The 12,991-nt window shown below is 65.2% G+C and carries 5 protein-coding genes; 1 reads left to right on the top strand and 4 read right to left on the bottom strand.

Annotated elements, in window-relative coordinates:
• Positions 1 to 111: 111 nt before the first annotated feature.
• Positions 112 to 2,811 (top strand): TIGR02302 family protein, encoded by a 2,700-nt coding sequence (locus RCO24_RS07930; protein ID WP_308961294.1) that lies wholly within the window; start codon positions 112 to 114, stop codon positions 2,809 to 2,811.
• A gap of 112 nt (positions 2,812 to 2,923) precedes the next feature.
• On the opposite strand, the gene RCO24_RS07935 is transcribed toward RCO24_RS07930, so the two are convergent.
• From RCO24_RS07935 to RCO24_RS07950, 4 genes are all read right to left on the bottom strand, one after another.
• Complete coding sequence (locus RCO24_RS07935; protein WP_308961295.1) at positions 2,924 to 3,883, bottom strand: hypothetical protein; 960 nt, start codon at positions 3,881 to 3,883, stop codon at positions 2,924 to 2,926.
• Between the two features lie 130 nt (positions 3,884 to 4,013).
• The gene (locus RCO24_RS07940) at positions 4,014 to 5,099 is read right to left on the bottom strand and encodes a poly(3-hydroxybutyrate) depolymerase (RefSeq protein WP_374990949.1); all 1,086 of its coding nucleotides are present in this window, start codon (positions 5,097 to 5,099) and stop codon (positions 4,014 to 4,016) included.
• A 178-nt stretch (positions 5,100 to 5,277) separates the two neighbouring features.
• A complete protein-coding gene (gene pbpC / locus RCO24_RS07945) occupies positions 5,278 to 7,461 on the bottom strand; it encodes a penicillin-binding protein 1C (RefSeq protein WP_374990936.1) in 2,184 nt (727 codons plus the stop codon).
• A gap of 9 nt (positions 7,462 to 7,470) precedes the next feature.
• A complete protein-coding gene (locus RCO24_RS07950) occupies positions 7,471 to 12,798 on the bottom strand; it encodes an alpha-2-macroglobulin (protein WP_308961299.1) in 5,328 nt (1,775 codons plus the stop codon).
• Between the last annotated feature and the right edge of the window lie 193 nt (positions 12,799 to 12,991).

The raw sequence follows: 12,991 nt of genomic DNA on the forward strand, positions 1-12,991 counted from the left end.
GCGGTTTGCCTCACGCCGCTCTGCTGCATTGGAAGACCAGGAGAGCCGTTGAACGTTAGCGCTTTTTAATGAAGCGCTTCCGGGCCTCGTGCTAGGTTTTGGGCCATGGAGATGGACCAAGGTTCCCGGGCAGCAGACGGCTTGTTCGAGCGCAAGATCTGGCGCGCGCGATTGGCTGCCGTTTTCGAGCAGATCTGGCTCAAGCTTTGGCTCGTGCTGGCGGTCGTCGCCGCGTTTCTGATCGTCTCCTATGCCGGTATCTGGCCGCATCTGCCGACCGCGCTTCACATTGTGCTGCTTGCAGGATTTGGCGTCGCGTTGCTGGCCGCGCTGGGTACTCTCGCGCGTATCACGTGGCCTTCGCGCGAAGACGCCATCCGGCGCATCGAGCGGGCGTCGGGCGTGCCGCACCGCCCCGCAACATCTTATGAAGACACGCTAAGTGCACCGTCGTCCGATCCGGCGACGCTGGCCATCTGGCAGGCGCATCGCTCGCGCATGGCAGCCTTGCTCGCGAAATTGCGCCCTGGAAAGCCGCAGCCGAGAACCGATCGCTTCGATCCGTTGGCGCTGCGCGCGGCACTGCTTCTCGGCATCGTCGGTGTCACGGCGTTGCTCGGCAATACGGCGGCCGAACGGGTGCGCGCGGCGTTCGCGATCGGCGTCGGGTCGGCACTCTCGAATGCGCGGCTCGATGCCTGGCTGACACCGCCGACTTACACGGGACGGCCGCCGGTCATGCTGGCAGATGGGGCCGGCGGCGCAAAGGCGCCTGCGTCCGGCGACGCAAACGCAGCCAGTCGCGAAGTTCCGGCCAAGAGCGTTCTGATCGTGCGTGTCGGCGGAATGGGATCGGCATCGCTCGCGATCGAGGTCACGCCGACGCTGGCGCCGGGAGAAAAGGTCGAGATCGAGCGGATCGACGCCAAAACCGAAGAGACCACCGGCGATCTCAAGGAAGTGCGCTACGAGATGAAGCGCTCGGCAACGGTGCGCGCGTTGGCGGGGCGCAGCGAGCTTGCGAGCTGGCAGATCTCGGTGACACCCGATGCGCTGCCCAAGATCTCGCTTTCGCGGCCGCCGGAGCTGACGCCGCGCGGCTCACTCAAGCTCACCTACAAGGCGGAGGATGACTACGGCGTCTCGTCTGCCGGGGTGAAGCTCAAAAAGCTGCAGGACCCGCCGGCCGATTCGAAGCGGGCCTGGGCGCAGCCGGAAAAGCCCAGCGGACCGCGTCCGCCGCTTTCGCGTCCGCCGAAGCTCGAGCTACGCCTGCCGAAAGCCAATGCCACGTCGCAGGAGGCGCACACCTATTTCGAGATGGCTTCGCATCCGTGGGCAGGGCGCAAGGTGATCATGACGCTCGAAGCGCGTGACGTCGCCGGACAGATCGGCCGCAGCCCCGGGTTCGAGATGATCCTGCCGGAGCGGAATTTCACGAAGCCGCTCGCCCGCGCCGTCGTCGAGCAGCGCAAGAAGCTGCTGGAGGATCCGCGCTACCGCGCTGTGGTGGCAAAGGCGCTCGATGCGCTGACGATGGAACCCGAGGGCTTCATCGACGATCCGAAAATCTATCTCGGTTTGCGCACGACCTATCATCGCCTCAACAACGACCGCACGCGCGCCGGTTTCAACAGCGTCGTCGATCAGATGTGGCAGATCGCGCTCCGCATAGAAGACGGCAACCTTTCGGATGCGGAACGCGCGCTCAAGGATGCGCAGGACAAGCTCGCTAAGGCGCTGGAGAACGGCGCTTCCGAGGAAGAGATCAAGCAGCTGATGCAGGAGCTGCGGCAGGCGCTCAACGAGTTCATGAAGCAGCTTGCGCAGCAGAACCAAGACGGGCAGCCGCAGGAGGGCCAGAACCAGGATCAGGAGACGCTGGCCCAGCAGGATCTCGAGCAGATGATGCGCAATCTCGAGGAGATGGCGAAGAACGGCTCGCGCGAGCAGGCGCAGCAGATGCTCTCCGAAATGCAGGATCTCATGGAACGTCTTCAGTCGGGCCGGCAGGACAAGGCCCAGGCTCAGAAGAACCAAGAGATGATGAAAATGATGGAAGAGCTGGGCGACATGGTCGGCGACCAGCAGAAGCTCATGGACGATACGTTCGGCGAGCGCCGCGAGGATGGCGCCCAGGACAGTGGACGAGGCAAGCAAAAGCCGCCGCCCGGCATGAAGGGCATGGGAGGCGATGGGCAGGAGGGCGATGTCGGCGCGCCTCCAGGTCAATCGGATCAGGCGCAGCGTGGACGCGGACAACGCGGACAGCAGAAAGGCGGCCAGGGTCAGCAGGGCCAGCAAGGTCAGGGCGATCAGCTCGGACAAGGCAACAACGAGCAGGGCGGGCTCGACAGCCTTACCGAGCGGCAGCGCCAGCTACGCGACCGTCTCGGGCAATTGCAGAAGGACATGCGCGGCAAGGGCGCGCCATCGAGCCAGCAGCTCAAGGACGCGGAAAGCGCGATGGAGTCTGCCCAAGACGCGCTCGAGCGCGGCGATCTCGAGGAGGCGACCGAGCAGCAGTCGCGTGCGCTCGACCAGATGCGCCAGGGCGCACAGTCGATGGCGCAGGAAATGATGCGGAACATGCCGCAGCGCTATGGGCAATCCGGCGACACGCCGCGCGATCCGCTGGGACGGCCGCAGCGCTCGCAGGGGCCGGATCTCGGAACCTCGGTCAAGGTTCCGGACCAGATCGATATTCAGCGGGCGCGTGAAATTCTGGACGAATTGCGCCGCAGGCAGGGTGAAGCAACCCGCGCGCCTGTCGAGCTCGATTATCTCGAACGTCTGCTCAGGCGGTTCTGATCGGCTGGATCAGATGCTTGGGTTTGATCGAGTGGATCTGTCCTGATTTCCGCGCCGCGAAGTGCGTGAATGGCCGGGGTCGAAACACCTCGATCGCATCGGTAAGCGAGCGCTATGGCGCGGCTGCTGCGGGGGCGGTGCGGATGCCGATGCCGCCGACGACCTGATGGCTCACGAGATCCGTAGTGAGGCGGCCGCCGGGCGGCTCTTCTCCGGACAGCCAATCCTTGAACTGAAGCCAGAGATCGTAGAACAGGATGCTGCCGTCGCGTTCCGAAAGCGGCATTTCGTATGGCGCGAAGGTGAACTTGTATTCGAAGAAGTACGAGACGCGCGCGGTGCGGAACTCGATGCCGAAGAGCGCTTGTCCGACGAGGCCGGCGACCTGGTACTCATAGGTGCGCTTGTCGTTTTTCGCCATCTGCACTTCGGAGTGGGGTAGCGAGACGCCGGCTCCGAGCCCGATGTAGGGCTGCACGCGCAGGCCCAGGCTCGGCAAGCGCAGGAGGCCATTCAGCGTCAACATGTTGTGGCCGTGGCTGGCTTCGAGCTTCTTGAAGATGCTGCGAAGGGCGGCGCGCTCCGGTGCCGGGGCGCCGTTGATGGTGCCGGTGAACTCGACCTCATCGTCCAGCTTCGAGAGTGTCTTCGAATGCGTGAAGTCGAGCATCGTGCCGGTGCGGCCGTCGCCGAGCCAGCGCACGATGCGGGCGCCGTAGTAGATCGGATTGACGAAGGGCTTTCCTTCCCAGTCGATGTTCTTGGCGGTGAAATCATGCACGCCGGATTTCTTGACGTGGACATCGCTCGCGTAGGTGAACGGGACGCCGGAGTAGCCGGCGAACATCGTCTCGCCGCCGACGGGCGCATAGGCCGGGCTTGGCGTGGAGGTTGCCGCCGCGCGGTCTGAGCCGGTGCCCTCGGTCGTCTGCTCGATGATCATCGGGGCGGCGACAACTGCGAGCGCAACCATGGCGAACAGGCTCGACAGAGTTTCGAAATGGCGGACGCGGTTGGCTGGCCGGGCGTGACGCTGGCGACCCAACGCCCAAGTGCCTGTTGCTGCTCGCATCCAATTCCCCCTGGTGGCCTCGGCCCCTACATCCTCCGGTTCAAGTACCGGATACCGGCTGTCCGCTCAATACCTAGGGGGCTTACAAATGCGGGGCTTGATCAGAGATAGCGGAGAGCGAGACAACCGGTCACGGGCGGGGCTGGCCCAGGTGTTCCAACATCTTGTAGACCGCGTCGATTTGGGGGGCATCGCGGGTCAGGTAGTCGTGGCCGGTGTAGCCCCACCAGTCCCAGCATCCCTGCGGATTGACGGGTGAGGATGCGGCTTGCGGGAACAGCACGACGAAAGCGTTGCTGTCGGCCCAGTTGGCGTAGCCGGAGTCGCGGATGAACTGCTCGCCGGTGTTCTCGCGGTTCTGGGCACAGCCGTGGAAAGCGATGTGCACGCGGCAGGTGGTGGAGGCGGCACACGATTTCGGGATGTAGGCGACGCCGCGGTTTTCCATGCCGTGGTTGGATTTTCCGGCAAGGAACGGACGCTGATCGAATTCGATGAAGGTGCCCGATGGTGTGGCGACACGGGGGGCAAGATCGCCGTAGACGTGTTTCAGCACGTTGCCGGCCTGGTCGTAGTCGCAATCGACCACGTAAGGATTGCCCGTGCTTTCGCAGGCGAGGCCCAGATCGGCGGTTACGAACGCGTGTCCTGCGGGCAGGTTGGAGACGTAGGTCAGCTGGTTCTCGGGGATCCCGAGGCGCTTATAGAACTCGTAGGCCGCCGCGACGATGGCGGGCACCACTGTGCGGTCGTTGGAGCCGGAGAACAGATAGACGCGATCGTCGAGCAGGTTTTCGATCGGATCGATGCGTCCGGACGCGGCGAGCTTCCTGGTTTTTTCGGCGAGTGCTTCGACATCGGGCACGCCCCAGATCGCGAGCGCGTTCAGCATGCAGCCGTTGATGGCCTTCGACAGGTTCAGGAAGGCCGCGCCGGGGCCAAGCATCATGTCCGAGAAAGCACTTTCGGCGCATCCGTAGGGCCCGCCTGCGATGATGGCCGCGCCGACAACTGTCTTGGAATGGGCGATCTGAAATTGACCGGCCATATAAGCGCCCGACGAAATTCCCGACACGGAGGTCTCGGTCGTGTTGGCGGCGAGGGACGGCAGCGGAGCGGCAGCCTCGTCGGCACGAGCGGCATTGCCAGCGACTACGATGGCGAGGAAACCGAAGACGCCGTATTTCGCGGCCGTGCGTATATCCAATGTGCTCACCATGGGGCCAAGCTTGCAGTGTGTGAGTGCGGGGCGGCGCTGTTCGACGCAGATGCTTTGAACCCTAAGTCCGAAGCGATCATAGTCTAGGCACGACAGGTGACAGTAGCGTGCGAAACCGCACACCGCCATCGTCTCGGTGCGGGCATAGTTCCCAGCTTATCCGCGGCTATTTCGTTCAGCGCAGGCGGACGGTCACGCGGTCGACGTTTCCTTTCGCGTCGATCACCGTGAGCTTGGCGAAACCGCGCCCTTCGGGCTGCCACTCGATATCGCGGCGGAAGGGATCGGACGTCACGGGAGTGCCGTCGATCAGCCAGGTCAGCGGAAGCGCGCCGCCCTCGGCCTTGATGATCAGCGGTTCGGCTTCGCGCTCCTCGACATCCAGCTCGGAGCGATCCGGCGGGAATGAGATCAGCACAGGCGGCTCGAGGAACGGGCCGGTGGCGATGGTGTTGTCGCCGGGCTCGCGGAAGCGCTTCAGCGGCGGTGGCAACGTCGCGCCGGTTGCCTTGATCACGCCCGACGGAGCCGAACGGAACGGCGCGGTGCGCTCCGAGATGCGTGCGAAGGTGTCGAACAGGATCGGCGCGGCCGAGAGGCGTCCCATCAAGCCCGGCGTCGAAGCGGCGTCGGGACGGCCGACCCAGACCGCAACGACGTGGCGGCCGTCGTAGCCGACGGCCCAGGCGTCGCGATAGCCGTAGGACGTTCCGGTTTTATAGGCGATGGCGCCGCCTTTGACGTTCGGCGGGGGTGGCGCATCCTTCAGAATGTCCGTCACGTACCAGGAGGCGACCGGCGACAGCAGGCGCTTGCGATCTGCGGCCGTGCTCTTCTGCTGGGCCTTGTCGTCACGATGCCAGGAAAGCGCGACAGGCTCGCCGCCGCGGGCGAGGCCGCTGTAGAGGGCGGCAAGATCCTTCAGCGTCATGCCGAGGCCGCCAAGGGCAATGGCGAGTGAGGGCTGGGTGTCGCGCGGGAGAGCGGGCGTGATGCCGGCGCGGCGGAAGCGGCCCATCAGGCGGCCGGGTCCAACGGCGGCGAGCACTTTTACGGCGGGGACGTTGAGCGAGTTGCCGAGCGCTTCGCGGATGGTCACGGTGCCGTAGAAGTCTTCGTCGAAGTTCTCGGGCTTGTAGGTCCCGAAACGGGTCGGGCGATCCTCGATCAGCGTTTCGGGATGCGCGAGACCGTTTTCAAAAGCCAAGCCATAGATGAAGGGCTTCAGCGTGGAGCCTGGCGAGCGGATCGCATCCGTCATGTCGATCGCGCCCTGGCGATCCTTGTCGAGATAGTCTGCCGATCCGACATGGGCCAGCACGTCGCCTGTCGCGTGATCGACGACCAGCACGGCGGCGGAGAGCTTGGGGCCGAGAAGCTTGGTCTGCTCGGTTGCGAGCTTCTCGACGGCGGCTTGCATGTTGCGGTCGAGCGTCAAGCGGTGAATGAGCTTGGTGGGGCTGGCGGCGACTTCGGATTCCGAGAGATGCGGGGCGAGCTTCAGGAATTCGAGGCGGCGCGTCGGAATGCGCTCGCCCTTGGCGCGCTCGGCCTCGGCCTTCGGCAGTACGCCTTCTTCCACGGCGCGATCAAGCACGCGGTCGCGGGCACGGCGGGCGCGCTCGCTGTAGCGATCGGGGCGGCGGGATTCCGGCGATTGCGGGAGCGCGACGAGAAGGGCGGCCTCGCCAGCTGAAAGGTGACGCGGCTCCTTGCCGAAATAAGCGAGAGATGCGGCGCGAACGCCCTCGATGTTGCCGCCGAACGGCGCGAGCCGCAGATAGAGCCGCAGGATCTCGTCTTTCGACAGGCGCTCTTCGAGCTGTAGCGCGCGTGCAATCTGGCGCAGCTTGCCGGCGCCGGTACGTTCATGCTTGCCTTCGAGCAGGCGGGCAACCTGCATGGTCAGCGTCGAGCCGCCGGATTTGATCTGGCCGTGGCGCACCAGAAGATAGCCGGCGCGCAGAAAGGCGAGCATGTCGATGCCGCCGTGGGTGTAATAGCGCTTGTCCTCGAACGCCATCAGGATGGCGAGGTAGCGGGGGTCGACGTCCGCCACGTCGACGGGCAGGCGCCAGCGGCCATCTTTCGTGGTGAAGGCACGCAGCAGGCGGTTCTCGCGATCGAGCACGGTGACGGAGGTCGCGTTGGCGGCTTCGAGCGGCAGCGGGCCGATCTGACGCTTTACGACTTCGATGGTCGCGCTCGCGGCGACGGCCAAGGAGGCCGCCGCCGCGAGAGAGAAGACGGCGAGCCGCAGAGGGCGTGGGAGTGGCTTTGTCCATCGCGATGCGCGATTGGGGATCGTGGACAAGTCCGCCTCCGCGGCGCGCCGTTTGGATGGGAACGGAAAGCGCATATCCGTTCCCTAGTTCTTCTTGGCCGTGACGACGAGGGTACCGGCGCCCGAGCGCGCATAGCGCTCCGGACGGTACATGTCCTCGATGGTCGCGGCCGGGTGGATGAACGAGCCGGGCGTTACGGCGCGGACGATGTAGGCGACGGTTGCCTGCGAGGCCGGAGCCTTGGTGGTGTCGGGACCGCTGCCGTTGCCGTCGTCGTCGCTGCCGCCCTCGTCGTCACCGCCGTCTCCGTCGCCGCCGTTGCTGGACGAGGAGGAAGACGAGGTGCCCCAGAGGTTGAACGCCGCTACGAAACGATCATCGCGGAATTCCGTGTGATCGGGGCGCAGCGTGGTCTTCAGCCAGTCGAGCGTTTTGATGTCGCCGCTGTCTACGAGGCGCGGGTTTTCGATCTCGAGGCCAGCCGGCAGGCGATCGACAAGCAGTACGCGTCCGGCGGCTTCGTCGCTCGTGATCTTGAGCACGGTGACGAGGCGATCGTTCTGCGCGAGTTCGCTCTTGCCGCCGTTGGCACTAGCAAGATCGACCTCCTTGCCATCGAGCGTGTAGTACTTGCGCTCGATGTTGAAGCCCTTCGAGATGGCGGGCTCCGTCGTCAGGCTGGCGCCGATGACGGTGACGACTGCGTCGGTTGCGGTGTCTCCGTCGTTGGTAATGACGAGGTCTTCCTCAAGATCCCCCGGCGCGATCGTGCGGAGCAGCGTGCCGGTGATCGGCGAACCGTCAAGGGTGAGCTTGGTGGACTTGGTCTGCTCGCCGAGGGCGTGGGCTGCGAGCAGCATCCATGCCTGCTCCTGTGTGGATGTGTAGTTGCGTGCTCCGTAAGCCTTGGCGATCACGTTGACGAGGCGCGGTGTCTCCGACTTCACGATGCCGGTCTCGGACGCGAGCGTCACGAGGGCGGCGCCGTCGCGGATGTCGGAGCCGTAGTCGGAGCGAGCGAGCTTCAGCTTGTCCTGTTCGGAGAAGCTATCGAGGGCGGCCTTGAAGGCCGTCTCGGCGCGTTCCTTGTCACCGACCATGGCGAGGGCAGCACCAAGCTGCGCCTTGCCGAGGGGCGTCGTAAACTTGTCGAGCTTGGTGTCGACGTAGTAGCGCAGCTCGCCGACCGGCGCGCGGCTGTTGCGAGCCAGTACGTAGAGGGCGTAAGCGCGGGCTTCGCCGCCTTCCGAGAAGTCTTCGCCGTTGAGTGCGAAGTTCTGCAGGCGGTCGAGAGCCTGGTTGAAGGGAAGCTGGCGCACATCGTAGCCGGCTTCGCGAGCGCGGGTCAGGAAGTCGGTGACGTAGCTCGTAAGCCAGAGGTCGCCGTTGCCGGGGCCCCAGCTTCCGAACGCGCCGGAGCTGTCCTGCATGTCGAAGACGCGGGCGACGGCGCCCTGAACGCGCTCCTTCAGTGCCTTGTCGGTGCCGATGCCGATGTTGGCGGCAACGGCGTTGGCGTAGAGCAAGGGAAGGGCCCGTGACACCGTCTGCTCGGCGCAGCCGTAGGGGTAGCGATCGAGCTGGGTCAGCAAGCCGGGCACGTCCATGGTTGCGGCCGGGCCGACCGAGACGTTGACCTTGGTGCGGCTCTTGATCAGGCCGGCCAGCAGATCCTTCGACAGCGTGAGCTTGCCGCCGGGCGCGAGTGAGCTGACGGTGGTGCGGCGGATGTCGCCTGCGGGCGGCTTGATGTCGAGCGTAAGGCGACGCGAGATCGCGATGCCGTTCGGACCCGAAACGCGCACGTCGTAGAGGCGCTGGCCGACTTCGGCTGGCTTGAACGTCACCTGCTGCGATTTACGCTCGCCGCTCTTGAGAGCGACGGTCTCTTCGGCAAGGGCGGTCTCGCCTTCGGTCTGGTCGACGATCTTGGCGTTATAAGAGCCCGCCGGGCCGTCAACGTTGTGCAGTGAGAGATCGACGATGGCTTCGTCACCGAGCGTCAGGAAGCGCGGCGCGGATGCCGTAAGGGCAACTTCGTCGCGGACAATGACGTCGCTCGTGCCGTGGCCGAGCTTGGTCTTGGTCCAGGCGACAGCCATCACGCGTACGGTGCCGTTGAAGCTCGGAAGCGCGAAGGTGACGTTGGCGGTGCCGTCCGGTCCCACGGTTACGATGCCGGAGTAGTAGGAGACAGTCTCCTCGACGGGCGGGGTGCCCTGGAGGCCGGAACCTTCCATGCCGTCACCGCCGGAGCGCAGCTTGCCGCGCTCGGCGCGCATGCCGTCGATCAGGCGGCCGTAGAAGTCACGCAGCTCGAGGGCGAGCTTGCGCTGCGCATAGAAGTGCAGCTCAGGCGCAGGCACCTGATAGCGGGTGAGGTTCAGGATGCCGACGTCAACGGCCGCGACCGTGACGCGCGCTTCCTCACCGGCTTCGAGGCCTTCGATCTTGACCGGGATCGTGAGCTCGGACGCGCCCTTGACCTTGGCTTCGGTGGGAACCGCGACCTTGAGCGTACGCTTGGCCTGGTCGACGCCGATCCAGCGGACGCCGATGGCGCGGCTCGGCATGCGCTTCGCGACTTCGTCCATCGGGCGATAGAGGAGGGCCGTGGCGTAGGCGCCCGGACCCCAATTGTCGCCGACGGTCAATTCCACGTCGCCGCCACCCTTGGAGATTTCGACTTCCTTGGCGGAGAGCAAGCCGTTGCCGAGCACGGCGACAAGTGCCTTGCCGCCCTGCTTGGAGGCGATGCGGAGCTTCGCCGTCTCGCCGGGCTGGTAGGTTTCCTTGTCGAGCGCGACGTCGAGCATCTCGGGGCTGTCGGCGGTCTCACCGGCGTTATACCAGCCGGCATTGAAGACGACGCTCGACAGCGTACCGGCTGTCGCCGAAGAGCTTACCTCAAGGCGATAGCGTCCATAGTCGACGTCGGCAGAGATGGTTGCGGGCGTCGTGCCGTTGGCGTCGAGCTTGCCGCTTGCGATCTTGCGGGTGATGGTCTGGCTCTCGTAGCCCCAGGAGCCGTCGCGGCGATACCACTGCCACGAGGTGTCGAGGCGGACGAGCTGCCAGTCGAGGTTGGCGGCGACGGGCTTGTTGTCGCCGTCGAGCAGAACGACCTCGAAGTTGGCTTTCTCACCTTCGCCGAGGGCGCTGGTCGAGAACAGCGGCTTGATGCCGATGCGAGGATCGCCAAGGTTTACCGGCAGCGTGATCGAGCGCTCGATCGAGCGACCGCCGCTTTCGCGCAGGCGGACGATGACGTTGGCCTCAAGCGGGCGCGCGGTCTTGGTGACGGCCGGCAGCTTGACGCTGAGCGCCGCGTTGCCCTGCTGGTCGGTCTCGGAGATTTCCTCCAAAGGCTGGCGGACCGGGCTCACGGTTTCGTCAGCCTCGCCGAAGCGATAGCCCGCGAAGCCTTCGAGATCCTTGGTGGATGCCTTGACGACGATGTCGCCTTCGACATCGAGGCCAGCGGCCGGGGGGCCGTATAGGTAGCGGCCGGCGACGTCGATGGTCTTGGTTTCCTCGGGCGCGAGCTTGCCGGCGCCGTCCTTCAGCGTGAGATCCAGGCGCTCGGGAACGTAATCCTCGACGAGGAACGAGACCTGGGTAATGGCATCGGCGTTGGGATCGGCGTGCAGACGCGCGCGCCAGGTACCGGTCATCGCGCCGCCGCCAAGCGTCAGGCGCAGCGAGCGGGCGCCGATCTGCTGATCGGTCAGCGTGTAGCGGCCGTGCTCGACGCCGTCGGGACGGACGACGATCAAGGTGGTTGGGAGCGAAGCCGCGGCGCCGTTGTTGTCGCGAACGATGGCGGTGACGTTCACCTCCTCGCCCGGGCGATAGACGCCGCGTTCGGTGTAGAGGTAGCCATCGAGGGGGCCGGGAGCGTCGCGCCCCTTCACGCCGCGATCAGATAGATCGAATGCGTTCGAGGTGAGATCGAGGAAGGCGTATTCGCCGGCACCGTTTTCAGCGACGAGAATGGCAGGCGCATCGCCGCCTTCGCCCTTGGACTGGCCGGACGCGAAGCGGACGTAGCCATTGGCGTCGGTGGTGGCGGTGGCGAGAACCTCGTTGTTGCGGGCAACCAGGCGCACGCTGGCTTTCGAGACCGGATCGGCGCTGGCGAGCGAACGGACGAACGCATGGATGCCGTCGTCGCCGGACACCGCCGTAAGGCCGAGGTCGGAGACGATGAACCACTGGGTGGCCTGCTCGCGCCAGCTGTCCTGGGTGAGATCTGCCGGGCGCGCGACCATCGCGTAGGCGCCGGGTTTCAGCTCGCCGATGGCTTCGCTGACCGGGAAAGCCGCAGTGACCTCAGAGTTGAGCTTGGTCGGGACGTCCAGCTCGCCCTTGTAGACGAGACTGCCGGTGCTGCTCTTGATGGTCTCGAGCTCGTAGCCCTGTAGCTGGCGATCGAGATTGCCGTTGGAGAGAGCGTTGGCGAGGTTGCGATCACCGATGCGGTAGACTTCGACCTGAACCATGCCGGTGTTGATCGCGACGAGCGGGATGCCCTGCTGGCCGCGGCTCGGCAGGACATAGCTCTTGCCGGTGAAGTGCACGCTCGGTTTGCGGTCCGGAACGTAGACGGCGAGCGTCACCTGCTTCGGAAGCGGCTCGTTGACGTCGGACGGCAGGCCAGAGCGGATCTGGATCTCGTAGCGCTGGCCGTGCTCGACGCCGTCGATGCAGAGCTGGCTGCCTTCGGCGGCGACCGATTGGGGATCGCGCCCGTTGACAGAGACGAACTTGGCGAAGTCGGTCTGCGCGCGCGACAGGTTCTCAGAGAACTGGATGCAGACGCGAGGCGTGGCGGCGTCGCTGTCGGTCGAATAGTCGGTCATGCGGAAGCCGTGCTCGGCGCGCAGCTTTTCGTAAGCTTCGCGGACGTTGGCGGCTTCGACCAGAGACAGGCTCGATTTCAGAGATTCGATTGCGGGGCGCCAGTAGGAGCGGCGCTGCATCGCGTCGCCGAGAACCGCGAGGGCGCGGGCCTTGACGGCTTTGTCGGTTGCCAGCGTATAGGCGCGGTAGGCGGCACCCGAGGCATTGACGGGAAGATCGTATGACTCCGAACCCTTGTCGTCGGGCTTGATGGCGAGCAGCGCCTTGGCAAGGCCGATCCAGTTTTCCGGGTTCTTGTCGTCGCTGGCGACGGCGATCGCGAACGTGCGCGAGGCTGCGCGCGGGTCGGGGCCGAGCAGGCGCTCGGCAGCGAGTTTCAGATCGCCGGGTTTGCGTCCGTCGGGCTTCCAGGTGTCTTTGATGTACGTTTCGTAGCGCTCGGCATCCTTGGCCACGCCCTTGTGGGCGAACGGCCGTTCCTGGGCGCTCGCGGTCGCGAGACCTGCCAGAACCAACACACACATCAGCATGCTTTGAAAAAAGCGCATCGCACTGTCACCTTCGGATCACTTACCTACCGCGCCCCTTAGCGGATGACCGGAAACGATCGCTGTTTCCTAAGGAACAGCCGTCCGGGGGACGCTCGTGACGAACCTGGCCAAAGCCAAAATTTCGTAAGCTGACAATAGCATTGGCTCGTGGCGCAGCGTCAGACCATCAGACGCGAATGATCAAACGTTG

It is taken from the genome of Hyphomicrobium sp. LHD-15, from assembly GCF_031157355.1.
Lineage (GTDB): Bacteria > Pseudomonadota > Alphaproteobacteria > Rhizobiales > Hyphomicrobiaceae > Hyphomicrobium_C.